This window comes from Salmonella bongori NCTC 12419, from assembly GCF_000252995.1.
GTDB lineage: Bacteria > Pseudomonadota > Gammaproteobacteria > Enterobacterales > Enterobacteriaceae > Salmonella > Salmonella bongori.
On record NC_015761.1, the window covers coordinates 3,831,162 to 3,847,729 of the forward strand.

The window sequence follows — 16,568 nt, forward strand, 5'->3', positions numbered from 1 at the left end:
GTGAATAATGACGAGACACCGCCAACTCGTATTTAGGAATTTACACGCAGCGAACGGTGCTACACTTGTATGTAGCGCATCTTTCTTTACGGTCAATGAGCAAGGTGTTAAATTGATCACGTTTTAGACCATTTTTTCGTCGGTATTAGATAAAAATATGCAGACGAAAAAGGGCAACGGTTATTTTTGACATACGGTTTATCCCGAATGGCGACGGCGAGATACTGACCTGGACCATGACGGGTAGCAACATCAGGCGATACGTCTTGTACCTCTATATTGAGACTCTGAAACAGAGACTGGATGCCATCAATCAACTGCGCGTGGATCGCGCGCTTGCTGCCATGGGGCCCGCTTTTCAGCAGGTTTACAGTCTTCTGCCGACATTATTGCATTATCACCATCCACTGATGCCGGGTTACCTTGATGGTAACGTTCCCAGCGGTATTTGTTTCTACACGCCTGATGAAACCCAACGCCATTATCTGAACGAACTTGAGCTGTACCGTGGTATGACGCCGCAGGCTCCGCCGAAAGGTGAACTGCCGATTACCGGCGTTTATACGATGGGTAGCACCTCTTCTGTCGGGCAGAGCTGCTCGTCCGATCTGGATATTTGGGTGTGTCACCAGTCCTGGCTCGACGGCGAAGAGCGTCAGTTGCTGCAGCGTAAGTGTAGCCTGCTGGAAAGCTGGGCCGCCTCGCTTGGCGTTGAGGTCAGTTTCTTCCTGATCGACGAAAACCGTTTCCGTCATAACGAAAGTGGCAGCCTGGGCGGCGAAGATTGCGGTTCTACGCAGCACATCTTGTTGCTTGATGAGTTTTATCGTACCGCGGTGCGCCTGGCCGGAAAACGTATCCTGTGGAGTATGGTGCCATGTGACGAAGAAGAGCATTATGACGACTATGTTATGACGCTCTACGCCCAGGGCGTGTTAACGCCAAACGAATGGCTGGATCTGGGGGGCTTAAGTTCACTCTCCGCTGAAGAGTACTTTGGCGCCAGTCTGTGGCAGTTGTACAAAAGCATCGACTCTCCGTACAAAGCAGTGCTGAAAACGCTGCTACTGGAAGCCTACTCATGGGAATACCCCAATCCACGCCTGCTGGCGAAAGATATAAAACAGCGCCTGCATGACGGCGAAATTGTCTCGTTTGGTCTCGATCCTTACTGCATGATGCTGGAACGGGTCACTGAATACCTGACGGCTATTGAAGATCCGACGCGGCTGGATTTAGTCCGCCGCTGTTTCTACCTGAAAGTGTGCGAGAAGTTAAGCCGCGAGCGCGCCTGCGTAGGCTGGCGCCGGGAAGTATTAAGCCAGTTAGTCAGCGAGTGGGGATGGGACGATGCGCGTCTGGCCATGCTTGATAATCGCGCGAACTGGAAAATCGATCGGGTGCGTGAAGCTCACAACGAATTGCTCGACGCAATGATGCAGAGCTATCGCAATCTGATACGCTTCGCGCGGCGCAACAACCTCAGCGTGAGCGCCAGCCCGCAGGATATCGGCGTACTGACGCGTAAGCTGTACGCCGCTTTTGAAGCGTTGCCGGGTAAAGTCACGCTGGTGAACCCGCAGATATCGCCGGATCTCTCTGAGCCGAATTTAACGTTTATCCATGTGCCGCCGGGGCGCGCCAATCGTTCAGGCTGGTATCTTTATAACCGTGCGCCGAACATGGACTCTATCATCAGCCATCAGCCGCTGGAATATAACCGTTATCTTAATAAGCTGGTGGCCTGGGCGTGGTTCAACGGCCTGCTGACGTCACGGACGCACCTGTTTATTAAGGGCAACGGGATTGTCGACTTGCCTAAGCTGCAGGAGATGGTGGCCGATGTTTCGCACCATTTCCCGCTGCGTTTGCCAGCGCCAACGCCAAAAGCGCTCTACAGCCCCTGTGAAATTCGTCATTTGGCGATTATCGTTAACCTCGAATATGACCCGACGGCGGCGTTTCGCAATAAAGTGGTGCATTTTGACTTCCGTAAGCTGGATGTTTTCAGCTTTGGCGAAGAGCAAAACTGTCTGGTAGGCAGTATCGACTTGCTGTATCGCAACTCATGGAATGAAGTGCGTACTTTGCACTTTAACGGCGAGCAGGCGATGATTGAGGCGTTGAAAACGATTTTGGGGAAAATGCACCAGGATGCCGCGCCGCCGGATAGCGTGGAGGTGTTCTGCTACAGCCAGCATCTTCGCGGCCTGATTCGCACCCGCGTGCAGCAACTGGTCTCCGAATGTATCGAGCTACGTCTTTCCAGCACCCGCCAGGAGACCGGTCGCTTTAAGGCGCTGCGTGTTTCCGGGCAGACGTGGGGGCTTTTCTTCGAACGCCTGAACGTCTCGGTACAGAAACTGGAAAACGCCATCGAATTCTACGGCGCTATTTCGCATAACAAACTACACGGCCTGTCGGTACAGGTCGAAACTAATCATGTGAAATTGCCGTCAGTGGTGGATGGCTTCGCCAGCGAAGGGATTATTCAGTTCTTTTTTGAAGAAACGGGCGATGCGAAAGGCTTTAATATTTATATACTGGACGAAAGTAACCGGGCGGAAGTATATCATCATTGCGAAGGTAGCAAGGAAGAACTGGTGCGCGACGTCAGCCGCTTCTATTCATCATCGCACGATCGCTTCACGTATGGCTCCAGCTTTATCAACTTTAACCTGCCGCAGTTCTACCAGATAGTGAAAACCGAGGGACGTGCGCAGGTCATTCCATTCCGTACGCAGCCCCTTAACGCGGCACCACCAGCTAACCAGGACCATGACGCACCGCTATTACAGCAGTATTTCTTATAGTTAGCGCCGGATAATCGTTGTGCCCGGCATCACGCGTATTGTGCCGGATGGCGACGCAGGCGCGTCTTATCCGGCCTGTGGTTGGCTCCAGGCCCCGTAAGCGCTGATCACCGGGTAATAAAACACTTAGCGGAAGCTTACCGTCTCGCCCGCCTGCTGCGTTGCCGCCTGCTCCAGGAGATGCCAGAAGGTGGCGCCGCTGCGATCGCAAACCCACTCGTCGCCTTTCAAATCAAAATGATAGCCGCCCTGTTTGGTTGCCAGCCACACCTGATGCAGCGGTTCCTGACGATTAATAATGATCTTACTGCCGTTCTCAAAGCTGAGGGTCAGCACGCCGCCGTTAATTTCGCAGTCGATATCGCTATCGCCGTCCCAGTTATCAAGGCGCTCTTCAATGGTTAGCCACAGAGCGTCAGCCAGGCGATGAAATTCACTGTCATTCATTGTCGTTTCCCGTTTTTTCGTGATGGCGGCAGTATAACCTGGAACAAAAGGCGTTGCAGTTTACCGCCAAACTCTTGCTTTTACGCCTTCTCCTGCGATGATAGAAAACAGAAAGCATGAACTTACAGGCAATCCATAATGAAAAACGTGTTTAAGGCATTCGCTGTACTTCTGACTCTGTTCAGCCTGACGGGCTGCGGTTTGAAAGGGCCGCTCTATTTCCCGCCCGCTGATAAAAATGCGCCGCCGCCGACGAAAAAAGTCGATTCACCAACGCAGTCCACGATGCCCGATAAGAACGATCGCGCAACGGGAGAGGGGCCATCCCAGGTCAATTACTGAGGATAATTTTCTGTCCCCCGCGTGAACGGAGTGAATAATGCAATTCTCTAAAATGCATGGCCTTGGCAACGACTTTATGGTCGTCGACGCGGTAACGCAGAATGTCTTTTTTTCGCCGGAGCTGATTCGCCGGCTGTCCGACAGACACCTGGGCGTAGGGTTCGATCAACTATTGGTGGTTGAGCCGCCCTATGACCCTGAACTGGACTTTCATTACCGGATCTTCAACGCCGACGGCAGCGAAGTCTCGCAGTGTGGCAACGGCGCACGCTGTTTCGCACGATTCGTTCGTCTGAAAGGGCTAACTAATAAACGTGATATTCGGGTCAGTACCGCGAATGGCCGGATGGTGCTGAGCGTCACAGAAGATGAGCTGGTGCGGGTGAACATGGGAGAGCCAAACTTTGAACCCGCACAGGTCCCTTTTCGCGCCAACAAAGCGGAAAAAACGTATATTATGCGAGCGGCGGAACAGACCATACTGTGTGGCGTGGTTTCTATGGGCAATCCGCACTGTGTGATTCAGGTTGATAACGTCGACACAGCGGCTGTTGACACGCTGGGACCGGTTCTGGAAAGCCATGAACGTTTTCCGGAACGCGCCAATATCGGTTTTATGCAGGTCGTAAGACGCGAGCATATCCGCCTGCGTGTTTATGAACGCGGCGCAGGAGAAACCCGCGCGTGCGGCAGCGGTGCGTGCGCCGCCGTCGCGGTGGGAATTCAGCAGGGACTCCTGGCTGAAGACGTACGCGTGGAATTACCGGGCGGTCGACTGGATATCGCCTGGAAAGGTCCGGGTCATCCGTTATACATGACTGGCCCGGCGGCACATGTCTACGACGGATTTATCCATTTATGAAGCAACCAGAGGAAGAACTACAGGAAACGCTCACAGAACTGGACGACCGGGCGGTTGTTGATTATCTGCTGCGCCACCCTGAGTTTTTTATCCGTAATGCCCATGCTGTGGAGGCGATGCGCGTTCCGCATCCCGTTCGGGGAACGGTTTCGCTCGTGGAGTGGCATATGGCTCGCGCGCGTAACTACATCAATGCGCTTGAAGAAAATATGACGCTGCTGATGGAACAGGCTCATGCCAACGAACACCTGTTCTATCGCCTGCTGCATCTACAAAGCCGTCTGGCCGCCGCGGAGAGTCTGGATGAGATGCTGATACGGTTTCACCGCTGGGCGCGCGAGTTGGGGCTTGCCGGCGCAACGATCCGTTTGTTCCCGGATCGCTGGCGACTTGGCGCGCCATCGCGCTATACGCATCTGGCCTTAAACCGTCAAACTTTCGAGCCGCTACGTATCCAGCGCCTGGGGCAGTCGCAGCACTATCTTGGTCCGCTAAACGGACCGGAACTGCTGGTGGTCCTGCCGGAGGCGAAAGCAATTGGTTCGGTTGCGATGTCAATGCTGGGCCGTGACGGCGATCTAGGCGTTGTGCTTTTCAGCAGTCGCGACGCCCATCATTATCAGCCGGGACAGGGGACACAGCTTCTGCAGGAGATCGCGCTGATGTTGCCGGAACTGCTGGAACGCTGGATTGAACGCGTATGACGGATGCCGCACTTTCTCAGGATGTCTCACGGTTTCTGCGCTATTTAGGCGTGGAGCGCCAGCTTAGCCCGATTACTCTGCTGAATTATCAGCGTCAGCTTGATGCCATTATTGCTTTAGCCGGAGAAACGGGTCTGAAAAGCTGGCAACAATGTGATGCTGCGATGGTACGCAGTTTTGCGGTGCGCAGCCGGCGCAAAGGACTGGGTCCCGCCAGCCTGGCGCTAAGTCTCTCGGCATTGCGTAGCTTTTTTGACTGGTTGGTCAGCCAGGGCGAGTTGAAAGCCAACCCGGCGAAGGGCGTCTCCGCGCCGAAAGCGCCGCGTCACCTGCCGAAAAATATCGATGTCGATGACGTTAACCGCCTGTTGGATATTGACCTCAACGATCCGCTCGCCGTACGCGACCGGGCGATGCTGGAGGTCATGTACGGCGCGGGGCTGCGTTTATCTGAACTGGTTGGTCTGGATATAAAGCACCTTGATCTTGATACCGGCGAAGTGTGGGTAATGGGAAAAGGCAGCAAAGAGCGACGCCTGCCGATTGGCCGTAACGCGGTGGCATGGATTGAGCACTGGCTGGATCTGCGCGGCCTGTTCGCCAGCGATGAAGAAGCATTATTCCTGTCGAAGCTCGGCAAGCGTATCTCCGCGCGCAATGTCCAAAAACGGTTTGCTGAATGGGGCATAAAGCAGGGGCTGAACAGCCACGTGCATCCGCATAAGCTGCGCCACTCGTTCGCGACCCATATGCTGGAGTCGAGTGGCGATCTGCGCGGTGTGCAAGAGCTGTTAGGCCATGCCAACCTTTCCACCACCCAAATTTATACTCATCTTGATTTTCAACACCTTGCTTCAGTGTACGACGCGGCGCATCCGCGCGCTAAACGGGGGAAATAATGCGTTTTTACCGGCCTTTGGGGCGTATCGCCGCGCTCACCTTTGACCTGGATGATACCCTTTATGATAACCGTCCAGTGATTTTGCGTACTGAGCAGGAAGCGCTCGCGTTTATGCAAAATTATCACCCGTCGCTACGGTCGTTTCAAAACGTCGACTTACAGCGGATACGGCAGGTGGTGCGCGAAGCGGAGCCGGAAATTTATCATGATGTGACCCGGTGGCGTCATCGCGCGATAGAGCGGGCCATGCTGGATGCGGGACTATCGGCGCAGGAGGCTATTGCCGGCGCGAATGCGGCGATGATGCACTTTGCCAAATGGCGCAGTCAGATTGAGGTTCCGCAGGCGACCCATGAGACGTTACAGCGGCTTGCGGAAAAATGGCCGCTAGTGGCTATCACTAACGGTAACGCCCAGCCGGAACTGTTTGGCCTCGGCGATTACTTTAAGTTTGTCCTGCGCGCAGGTCCGGATGGCCGCTCTAAGCCGTTCAGCGACATGTACTTCCTGGCGGCGGAAAAATTAAACGTGCCGATTGGCGAGATCCTGCATGTCGGCGACGATCTGACCACCGATGTGGCTGGCGCTATTCGTTGTGGAATGCAGGCCTGCTGGATTAAACCCGAAAATGCCGACCTGATGCAGACGCCGGACAGCCGTTTACTGCCTCATATGGAAATTTCGCGGTTGGCATCTCTCACCTCGCTGATATAATCACCAGAAGTTCTGTATAAATTCCCAGGCATTCTGGCGGATGGCGTCATGCTTATCCGCCCTACGATAACGTAGGCCCGGTAAGCGAAGCGCCACCGGGCGTTTTTTAGTTTTCATGTTTTTTACGCGGCGGTGCCAATGGACGTTTCTTACCTGCTCGACAGCCTTAATGATAAACAGCGCGAAGCGGTGGCCGCGCCACGTAGCAACATGCTGGTGCTGGCGGGCGCGGGAAGCGGGAAAACCCGTGTACTGGTGCACCGCATCGCCTGGCTACTGAGCGTAGAAAACAATTCGCCGTATTCCATCATGGCGGTGACCTTTACCAACAAAGCGGCGGCGGAAATGCGTCATCGTATTGGCCAGTTGATGGGCACCAGCCAGGGGGGGATGTGGGTAGGGACGTTCCACGGTCTGGCGCACCGTCTGCTGCGCGCGCATCATATGGACGCTAATCTGCCGCAGGATTTCCAGATTCTCGACAGTGAAGATCAGATGCGTCTGCTTAAACGTCTGATTAAGGCGATGAATCTTGATGAGAAGCAGTGGCCGCCGCGTCAGGCGATGTGGTACATCAACAGTCAGAAAGACGAAGGACTACGCCCGCACCATATCCAAAGCTACGGCAATCCGGTGGAGCAGACCTGGCAGAAGGTGTATCAGGCCTATCAGGAAGCGTGCGATCGCGCTGGCCTGGTGGATTTCGCTGAGCTACTGCTGCGCGCTCATGAACTATGGCTGAACAAGCCGCATATCCTGCAGCACTATCGCGAGCGATTTACTAATATCCTGGTGGACGAATTCCAGGATACCAACAACATTCAGTACGCCTGGGTTCGTCTGCTGGCGGGCGATACCGGTAAAGTGATGATTGTCGGCGACGATGACCAGTCGATCTACGGCTGGCGTGGAGCGCAGGTAGAAAATATTCAGCGCTTCCTCAATGATTTTCCCGGCGCGCAGACTATCCGTCTGGAACAGAACTACCGTTCAACCAGCAACATTCTTAGCGCGGCGAACGCTCTGATTGAGAATAACAACGGGCGCCTGGGTAAAAAGCTGTGGACCGATGGCGTTGACGGCGAGCCGATTTCGCTCTATTGCGCCTTTAACGAACTGGATGAAGCGCGCTTTGTGGTTAACCGCATCAAAACCTGGCAGGACAACGGCGGCGCGCTTGCGCAATGCGCCATCCTTTATCGTAGCAACGCCCAGTCGCGCGTACTGGAAGAGGCGTTGTTGCAGGCCAGTATGCCGTACCGTATTTATGGCGGTATGCGCTTCTTCGAGCGCCAGGAAATTAAAGATGCACTCTCTTATCTGCGTTTGATTGCCAACCGCAACGACGATGCGGCGTTTGAAAGGGTGGTGAATACCCCGACGCGTGGTATCGGCGATCGTACGCTTGATGTGGTGCGTCAGACCTCGAGTGACCGCCAGCTAACGTTGTGGCAGGCTTGCCGCGAACTGCTACAGGAGAAGGCGCTGGCTGGACGTGCAGCCAGCGCGCTACAACGCTTTATGGAGCTTGTCGACGCCCTGGCGCAAGAGACTGCTGACATGCCGCTGCATGTGCAGACCGACCGGGTGATCAAAGACTCTGGCCTGCGTACCATGTACGAGCAAGAGAAAGGTGAAAAAGGCCAGACCCGTATCGAAAACTTAGAGGAGCTGGTGACAGCAACGCGCCAGTTTAGCTACAACGAAGAAGATGAAGACCTGATGCCGTTACAGGCGTTTCTTTCCCATGCGGCGCTGGAGGCGGGCGAAGGACAGGCGGATACCTGGCAGGATGCGGTGCAGCTCATGACATTGCATTCGGCAAAAGGACTGGAGTTTCCGCAGGTCTTTATCGTTGGGATGGAAGAAGGGATGTTTCCCAGCCAGATGTCGCTGGATGAAGGGGGACGTCTGGAAGAGGAGCGTCGCCTGGCCTACGTCGGCGTTACGCGCGCCATGCAGAAGCTGACCTTAACCTATGCCGAAACCCGTCGTCTGTACGGCAAAGAGGTTTACCATCGCCCGTCGCGCTTTATCGGCGAGCTGCCGGAGGAGTGTGTGGAAGAGGTGCGTTTGCGCGCCACTGTCAGCCGCCCGGTGAGCCATCAGCGACTGGGAACGCCGCTGGCGGAAAACGATACGGGGTATAAGCTCGGGCAGCGGGTGCGTCACGCGAAGTTCGGCGAAGGGACTATTGTTAACCTGGAGGGCAGCGGTGAGCACAGTCGTCTGCAGGTCGCCTTCCAGGGGCAGGGCATCAAATGGTTAGTGGCCGCGTATGCGAAACTGGAAACGGTCTGATCGAATCACATATTGCCGGGTGGCGATGCTGGTGCGTGTTAGCCGGCCTACGAGTTGGTTAACATTTTGATTCATAGGCCGGATAAGGCGTTTACGCCGCCATCCGACGTGAATGATTACCTGATGGTGCTGCGCTTATCAGGCCGACAGTTTTGTACCTGTAATCTCTCACTTAATAGTCTGAAATCATAGATAAATCCCTTCTCTCTGCTAACCTTTCTGCATAAGGGGAAATTATTGCTTTTTCGCGTTTCGTTGCGTGTTGACGGCAAATTTTTGCTGGCGTAACATGCGCGCAAGATTACGCTAAGAGGACATTCGCCTTGGACACACCCAGTAGATACTGGCTCATTATCCTGTCATCCAGGATCAACTCCTAAGGCTATCCCTTTTTGCTGATAGCCTTAGCGGTTGTCAGCGACCTTTCATTTTTCCCGTCGCGTTGAGTCAGGCTGTTTAATGGTCTGAAACCCAATTTGTTTCTGTGTGCCCATCTGAACTGTCCGATATTTTTACGCATTGGGAGTCCCGGTCATGCTGAGCGCATTTCAACTGGAAAAAAACCGACTGACCCGGCTGGAAGTCGAGGAGTCACAAACCCTGATTGATGCCGTATGGATCGATCTGGTCGAACCGGACGATGACGAGCGATTGCGCGTGCAGTCTGAGCTGGGCCAAAGTCTGGCGACACGTCCTGAACTGGAAGATATCGAAGCCTCTGCGCGCTTCTTTGAAGATGAAGATGGGCTACACATTCACTCCTTCTTTTTCTTCGAAGATGCGGAGGATCACGCCGGTAACTCCACTGTGGCATTCACTATTCGCGATGGGCGTCTGTTTACGCTGCGTGAGCGCGAACTACCCGCCTTCCGTTTGTATCGTATGCGCGCCCGTAGCCAGGCGATGATTGACGGTAATGCTTACGAATTACTGCTCGATCTGTTTGAAACTAAAATCGAACAACTGGCGGATGAAATTGAAAACATCTATAGCGATCTGGAAAAACTGAGCCGCGTGATTATGGAAGGGCATCAGGGAGATGAATACGACGAAGCGCTTTCCACACTGGCGGAGCTGGAAGATATCGGCTGGAAGGTTCGCCTGTGTTTGATGGATACCCAGCGCGCGCTAAACTTCCTGGTGCGCAAGGCACGTTTGCCGGGCGGACAGTTGGAGCAGGCACGCGAGATTCTACGAGATATCGAATCCCTGCTACCGCATAACGAATCACTGTTTCAGAAAGTAAACTTCCTGATGCAGGCGGCAATGGGGTTTATTAACATTGAGCAGAACCGGATTATCAAGATTTTCTCGGTGGTCTCTGTGGTCTTCCTGCCGCCAACGCTGGTGGCTTCCAGCTACGGCATGAACTTTGAGTTCATGCCGGAACTGAAGTGGAGCTTTGGCTATCCCGGTGCGATTATTTTTATGATCCTTGCCGGGCTGGCACCGTATCTCTACTTTAAGCGTAAGAACTGGCTGTGATTTTAATGCCGCCGGATGGTGTTTCGCTTATCCGGCCTACCGTTCCAGCAGAACGCCGAGTCATAGTGGTAGTTCATTTCAGCTACCGCTATGCTTTATGGATGGAAAACTCTCTCTATTTGTTTCTCGGGCGTTAACTGGAACTCATGCTCGCCATCAATAACGGTTACACCAAAAGTAGTATTACTATTGGAATACTCATCAACGATTAATAAATAGTCTTTCACAATACAATCAGCATCATCCTTAATGGTCGGAAAGCAATATAAATCTTCATACGGCCCATCGTGATAATTTTTAGCATTAGTAAAGCCGTTGCCAATATCTATTACATAATAGCGAAACCAGTCCTGATCCAGTAAATGGTATTTTCTCTTAAATTCTTCCCTGTGCGTCAGGTACCACCTGATTTTATCTCTGTCAGTCCACGGCAGATGATCCACAACCAGAAACACTGTCGAGCCAAAATCTGAATAGGCATACAGAATTTTAACCGGCCGCAGGGTCCACAGATTATAGGTCCCGGCCAGCAAGAATAAACACAGCGCTATTTTTTTACATTTATTTTTCATCAGTAAGCGCCGATTCTGGTGACGGTATTAAAATTTGTGAAAAAAGGTTTAAAGGCAAAATCTTTGTGCCGCTGTAAAAAGAACCATATGCGGAAAAAACGAAATTCGCGATAAAAGTTATTCTTGATATCGGCAACATCCAGCCCAAAATGATCCTGCGCAGCGAAATGTAGCGTAGCGCTCCAGCCCATGGCGTACTTCTGAATATTCGTGAGGGTTATCTTTTGCGCAGCAATATCGTGAACGCAGATCCCCAGTCCATTGATTCTGTCCTCCAGATTATTAAATTTAGCGAGATGTGAACTAAGCAAGTTTGTTTTGATTCCATGCAATATTACAGGTAAATAGATTTGTCTTATGTTTTTTTTAAATTCCATCTGAATGTAGTCTTTAATTATAAAAAGAGGGCTGTCTTTTATATTCTTATTTACTCTTTTATGAAAGGCGGAATTTAGTTGCTGGCTATAAAATGCGCTGCCATTTCCATATCTGAAATGTCTGATGAGTTCATCTATTAGTGTTTGATATTCACCATAGAATGAAAACATTTTTGCCAGTTCTTTCATTTCTGTGAATAGAATATCGACACATTCATCGTGAGATATTTCTCTGCCGAGGTTTGTTAAGCTAAACACGCCATCTACCATGTAAGGTCTGGGAAAATCATAATATATAAGGCGATAAGGATCGACTTTTTCTGATATGTCATTCAGGCCGAGCGCCAGAAGCTCTTCTTCTCCCATGTCGCCACATTGCATGTCACCGGCAGAATTATCGTTGAAGCGTGTGACGGGTTCAAAGAGGGTATAAGGGAGATACATTGATGAATTGAACATATGAGTAATTTCCATTTATCTGATTAATAATCAGTGACTTATCGATTGCTGCGGATGAATGTTACAAGAAAGGGATGGCAGAAAAGTGGCTTCGCTTCACACCTCTTTATGAACTATTAAATCAGGATTGTTACTTCAGGTTGAGTTAAAAGCAGGCGCTACGCCTTATCAGGCCTACGGGATTGGTAGGCCTGTTAAGCAAACCGCAATCACAATCCTTTACGCGTTCTGCGCTGGGTATACAGCGCATCCATCACAAAAATCGCCAGCGCGACCCAGATAAACCCGAACGTCACCATCTTATCCGCGCCCGGATGTTCATCATAAAAGGTGACTGCCAGCAGGAACATCAGCGTTGGGCCAATGTACTGGAAGAAGCCTAGCGTTGAGAGGCGCAGACGCGTTGCCGCGCCGGTGAAGCACAGCAGCGGAATGGTGGTGACGACGCCGGCAGCAATCAACAGCAGGTTTAATGACAGGGGATTCTGCCCCATATGACTGGTGGCGCTATCGGCAATGCCGAACAAATAGATCGCGGCTATCGGCAGCAGCCATAGCGTTTCGAACAACATGCCGGTTTGCGCTTCTACGGCAATTTTCTTGCGTACCAGTCCATAAAAGGCGAAGCTAAACGCCAGTCCTAAGGCAATAACAGGCAATGAACCGAAGGTCCAGAGCTGCACCAGAACCCCGCATCCCGCCAGTAGCACGGCCAGCCACTGCATACGTCGGAATCGCTCACCGAGAAAAATCATCCCCAGCAGGATATTCACCAGCGGGTTAATAAAGTAACCGAGGCTGGCTTCCAGCATATGATGGTTATTCACAGCCCAGATAAAAAGCAGCCAGTTGCCGCCTATCAGCACTGCCGACAGCGCCAGCAGAAAAATTTTCTTTGGTGTTTTCAGCAGCGTTTTAACGCCTGACCACTGGCGGCTGACGCTCATCAGCGCCACCATAAAAAAGAATGACCAGATTACGCGGTGGGTGAGGATTTCATCCGCCGGAACGTAATAAATTAGCTTGAAGTAGGCGGGGGCGATCCCCCAGATAAAATAGGCAGCAAGAGCGAGTAATACGCCCTGCCGCGTTTGTTTTGCATCCATCCGGAAAACTCGTATCTGAAGTGTAACAACAGTTTACCTGCTTTTATCCCACCATATAAGTGGCGGTAGCGCTGGCGATGTACAGCTGATCTTCATTGTGTAATTCCACGCGGGCGACGGCCACTTTATTACCGGCGCGCAGCAGGCTACTGGTAGCCGTAAAGCGATTGCCTCTCCCCGGCCGCAGATAATCGACGCGCAGGTCAATTGTCCCCATCCGTGACAGGCGTTGGCGTAATTCATCTTCGCTAATCGTTTCGTGTCGGGTCAGAGTACTGCCGACGCATACCAACCCGGCGGCGACATCCAGCGCCGAGGCGATGACGCCTCCGTGCAGGATACTCTGCGCCCAGTTGCCGACCATCATCGGTTGATTATTGAATCCCAACTGGGCAAACGCTTTTTCGTAGCGCTCCAGCTCCAGCCCTAATGCCCGGTTAAAAGGCATATGGTAGACAAACATTTCGCCCACTAATTTCAGCGCTTGTTCAGCAGTAAGTACGGCAGACATAAATTTCTGGCATCTCGTCAGTTAATAAAATGTTGATATTATGCTTCTTAATTGTTGTTTTCCACTTTAAGAACGGATAACTAACGTCCAGGTGTGTAAATATGTAAAAATGGTTGGCAGAAAATGATACGTGCTGAAAATATTTCGTCAGGAGAAGAGCAAGAATGCGGGCGATTCTGAATTGGTTGTTGCCAGCCACCTTACTGCCAGTGGCAGCATATGCGCAAGAAGCGACGGTGAAAGAAGTTCATGATGCGCCTGCAGTGCGGGGGAGCATTATCGCTAACATGCTGCAGGAGCATGATAATCCTTTTACGCTTTACCCTTATGACACGAATTACTTGATCTACACCTATACCAGCGATCTAAACAAAGAGGCCATTCGTACCTATAACTGGTCAGAAAACGCGCGCAAAGATGAAGTGAAATTTCAGCTTAGCCTGGCGTTCCCGCTCTGGCGCGGTATCTTAGGGGATAATTCCGTGCTGGGCGCTTCCTATACACAGAAATCCTGGTGGCAGCTTTCAAACAGTAAAGAGTCTGCGCCGTTTCGTGAAACCAACTACGAACCGCAGCTTTTTCTCGGTTTTGCTACAGATTATCGTTTTGCCGGCTGGACATTACGCGATGTGGAGATGGGCTACAACCACGACTCTAACGGGCGATCTGACCCTACCTCGCGTAGCTGGAACCGACTGTATACACGCCTGATGGCCGAAAATGGCAACTGGCTGGTAGAGGTCAAACCGTGGTACGTAATTGGCAGTACCGATGATAACCCGGACATCACCAAATATATGGGTTATTACCAGCTTAAAATTGGTTATCACCTGGGCGAGGCAGTGTTAAGCGCCAAAGGCCAGTACAACTGGAATACCGGCTATGGTGGCGCGGAGCTTGGCTTAAGCTACCCTGTTACCAAACATGTTCGCCTTTATACCCAGGTGTACAGCGGTTATGGCGAATCGCTGATCGACTATAATTTTAATCAGACACGTGTTGGCGTCGGCGTGATGCTTAACGATATCTTCTGATTAATGATTGTGTTTTAAACATTGCAGTTTCTGTCGCAGGCGCTGAAAATAGCGCCTGTTTTGATTTCTGGCATATGGGGTTAATGTGGCGCAGGCGGAAGTGTTGAATCTGGAGTCAGGGGCTAAACGGGTTTTGCAGGAAACCTTTGGCTACCAACAGTTTCGCCCGGGCCAGGAAGCGATTATTGATACCGCGCTCTCCGGTCGCGACTGCCTGGTCGTCATGCCCACCGGGGGCGGAAAATCCCTGTGTTACCAAATCCCCGCATTGTTGCTGGACGGGTTGACCGTCGTCGTTTCGCCGTTGATCTCGTTGATGAAAGATCAGGTCGATCAATTGCTGGCGAACGGCGTGGCGGCAGCATGTCTGAACTCCACCCAAAGTCGCGAGCAGCAGCTTGAGGTGATGGCGGGGTGCCGTACCGGACAGATTCGTCTGCTGTATATTGCGCCGGAACGTCTGATGCTGGACAACTTTCTCGATCATCTGGCGCACTGGAATCCGGTTTTGTTAGCCGTAGATGAAGCGCACTGTATCTCGCAGTGGGGGCATGACTTCCGTCCGGAATATGCGGCTCTCGGACAGCTTCGCCAGCGTTTTCCCGCTTTGCCATTTATGGCATTGACCGCCACCGCCGACGACACCACGCGCCTGGATATTATTCGCCTGCTTGGACTTAACGATCCATTAATCCAGATCAGTAGTTTTGACCGGCCGAATATCCGCTATATGCTGATGGAGAAATTTAAGCCGCTCGACCAGCTCATGCGCTATGTCCAGGAACAACGCGGTAAGTCCGGTATCATCTACTGTAACAGCCGGGCGAAAGTGGAAGATACCGCTGCGCGCCTGCAAAGCCGCGGCATTAGCGCGGCGGCGTATCATGCGGGGCTCGAAAACGCTATTCGCGCCGATGTGCAGGAAAAATTTCAGCGCGACGATCTGCAAATCGTGGTCGCGACCGTCGCTTTCGGAATGGGGATTAATAAACCTAACGTACGTTTCGTCGTGCATTTCGATATCCCGCGTAATATTGAATCCTACTATCAGGAAACGGGCCGCGCCGGACGCGACGGACTGCCTGCGGAAGCCATGCTATTTTACGATCCGGCTGATATGGCCTGGCTACGTCGTTGTCTGGAAGAGAAACCAGCCGGACAGCTTCAGGATATTGAACGGCATAAACTGAATGCGATGGGTGCCTTCGCCGAAGCGCAAACTTGTCGTCGCCTGGTGCTGCTGAACTATTTCGGTGAAGGACGTCAGGAACCGTGTGGTAACTGCGATATCTGTCTCGATCCACCTAAACAATACGATGGCTTAAACGATGCGCAAATTGCGCTTTCTACCATTGGCCGGGTTAACCAGCGTTTTGGCATGGGCTACGTGGTGGAGGTGATCCGCGGCGCGAATAACCAGCGCATCCGCGATTTTGGCCATGATAAACTCAAGGTATATGGCATGGGTCGCGAAAAGAGCCATGAGCACTGGGTAAGCGTGATTCGCCAGCTTATTCATCTGGGTCTGGTGACGCAAAATATTGCGCAGCACTCCGCGTTACAACTGACGGATGCCGCGCGTCCGGTACTGCGTGGAGACGTTCCGCTGAAGCTCGCTGTGCCGCGCATCGTCGCCCTCAAACCCCGCGTGATGCAGAAGTCGTTCGGCGGTAATTACGATCGCAAATTATTCGCTAAGTTGCGCAAACTGCGTAAAGCCATCGCTGATGAAGAGAATATCCCGCCGTATGTGGTCTTTAACGACGCCACGTTGATAGAGATGGCGGAACAGATGCCCGTTTCCGCCAGCGAGATGTTGAGCGTTAACGGGGTTGGGATGCGCAAACTGGAGCGTTTTGGCAAAGAATTCATGGCGCTCATCCGCGCGCATGTCGATGGTGATGACGAAGAGTAGTCAGGCTGGCAAAAAAATGCCAGGA

General features: G+C 52.3%; 16 protein-coding genes. 11 read left to right on the plus strand and 5 right to left on the minus strand.

Translation table 11 applies throughout. The features are described 5' to 3' along the window. Window positions 1–266: 266 nt before the first annotated feature. A complete protein-coding gene (gene cyaA / locus SBG_RS18120; RefSeq protein WP_000281708.1) occupies window positions 267–2,813 on the plus strand; it encodes a class I adenylate cyclase in 2,547 nt (848 codons plus the stop codon). A 126-nt stretch (window positions 2,814–2,939) separates the two neighbouring features. On the opposite strand, the gene cyaY is transcribed toward cyaA, so the two are convergent. After that, complete coding sequence (gene cyaY, locus SBG_RS18125) at window positions 2,940–3,260, minus strand: iron donor protein CyaY (protein WP_000999924.1); 321 nt, start codon at window positions 3,258–3,260, stop codon at window positions 2,940–2,942. A gap of 138 nt (window positions 3,261–3,398) precedes the next feature. On the opposite strand from cyaY, the gene lptM reads away from it, so the two are divergent. The 8 genes from lptM to corA all read left to right on the plus strand — a co-directional run bounded on the left by lptM (window position 3,399) and on the right by corA (window position 10,569). Next, window positions 3,399–3,602, plus strand: coding sequence for an LPS translocon maturation chaperone LptM (lptM, locus tag SBG_RS18130; protein ID WP_000799881.1), 204 nt, complete (start codon window positions 3,399–3,401; stop codon window positions 3,600–3,602). A 37-nt stretch (window positions 3,603–3,639) separates the two neighbouring features. Continuing rightward, window positions 3,640–4,464 carry a diaminopimelate epimerase gene (gene dapF / locus SBG_RS18135; protein WP_001160664.1) on the plus strand — a complete coding sequence of 275 codons (825 nt, stop codon included), beginning with the start codon at window positions 3,640–3,642 and terminating at the stop codon, window positions 4,462–4,464. After that, window positions 4,461–5,168: a DUF484 domain-containing protein gene (locus SBG_RS18140; RefSeq protein ID WP_000812754.1), complete on the plus strand. Its 708-nt coding sequence runs from the start codon at window positions 4,461–4,463 to the stop codon at window positions 5,166–5,168. Before dapF ends, SBG_RS18140 begins: the two co-directional genes overlap by 4 nt. Beyond that, on the plus strand, window positions 5,165–6,067 hold the full coding sequence (gene xerC / locus SBG_RS18145; RefSeq protein ID WP_000128601.1) for a tyrosine recombinase XerC: 903 nt from the start codon (window positions 5,165–5,167) through the stop codon (window positions 6,065–6,067). Before SBG_RS18140 ends, xerC begins: the two co-directional genes overlap by 4 nt. Next, a complete protein-coding gene (gene yigB / locus SBG_RS18150) occupies window positions 6,067–6,783 on the plus strand; it encodes a 5-amino-6-(5-phospho-D-ribitylamino)uracil phosphatase YigB (protein ID WP_001213564.1) in 717 nt (238 codons plus the stop codon). Before xerC ends, yigB begins: the two co-directional genes overlap by 1 nt. A 138-nt stretch (window positions 6,784–6,921) precedes the next feature. After that, window positions 6,922–9,084, plus strand: a complete 2,163-nt coding sequence (gene uvrD, locus SBG_RS18155; RefSeq protein ID WP_000383442.1) for a DNA helicase II — start codon at window positions 6,922–6,924, stop codon at window positions 9,082–9,084. 323 nt (window positions 9,085–9,407) lie between these two features. Further along, window positions 9,408–9,464, plus strand: coding sequence for a YsgD/CorL family protein (ysgD, locus tag SBG_RS23265; protein WP_212723238.1), 57 nt, complete (start codon window positions 9,408–9,410; stop codon window positions 9,462–9,464). Between the two features lie 154 nt (window positions 9,465–9,618). Further along, on the plus strand, window positions 9,619–10,569 hold the full coding sequence (gene corA / locus SBG_RS18160) for a magnesium/cobalt transporter CorA (RefSeq protein WP_000947141.1): 951 nt from the start codon (window positions 9,619–9,621) through the stop codon (window positions 10,567–10,569). A 95-nt stretch (window positions 10,570–10,664) separates the two neighbouring features. Here corA and SBG_RS18165 read toward each other — a convergent pair whose 3' ends face one another. The 4 genes from SBG_RS18165 to yigI form a co-directional block, all read right to left on the minus strand. Beyond that, a complete protein-coding gene (locus SBG_RS18165; protein WP_000790636.1) occupies window positions 10,665–11,141 on the minus strand; it encodes a DUF943 family protein in 477 nt (158 codons plus the stop codon). Further along, a complete protein-coding gene (locus SBG_RS18170) occupies window positions 11,141–11,986 on the minus strand; it encodes a YPO3983 family protein (protein WP_024135152.1) in 846 nt (281 codons plus the stop codon). Before SBG_RS18170 ends, SBG_RS18165 begins: the two co-directional genes overlap by 1 nt. 200 nt (window positions 11,987–12,186) lie before the next feature. Continuing rightward, window positions 12,187–13,083, minus strand: a complete 897-nt coding sequence (gene rarD, locus SBG_RS18175; RefSeq protein ID WP_000339087.1) for an EamA family transporter RarD — start codon at window positions 13,081–13,083, stop codon at window positions 12,187–12,189. A gap of 43 nt (window positions 13,084–13,126) precedes the next feature. Then, on the minus strand, window positions 13,127–13,594 hold the full coding sequence (gene yigI, locus SBG_RS18180) for an acyl-CoA thioesterase YigI (RefSeq protein ID WP_001277139.1): 468 nt from the start codon (window positions 13,592–13,594) through the stop codon (window positions 13,127–13,129). 164 nt (window positions 13,595–13,758) lie between these two features. Here yigI and pldA point away from each other — a divergent pair, with 164 nt between their 5' ends. Together pldA and recQ are read left to right on the plus strand one after the other, a co-directional pair. Continuing rightward, the gene (gene pldA, locus SBG_RS18185; RefSeq protein WP_001201668.1) at window positions 13,759–14,628 is read left to right on the plus strand and encodes a phospholipase A; all 870 of its coding nucleotides are present in this window, start codon (window positions 13,759–13,761) and stop codon (window positions 14,626–14,628) included. Between the two features lie 85 nt (window positions 14,629–14,713). Beyond that, a complete protein-coding gene (gene recQ, locus SBG_RS18190; RefSeq protein WP_000035586.1) occupies window positions 14,714–16,543 on the plus strand; it encodes an ATP-dependent DNA helicase RecQ in 1,830 nt (609 codons plus the stop codon). Window positions 16,544–16,568 lie beyond the last annotated feature (25 nt).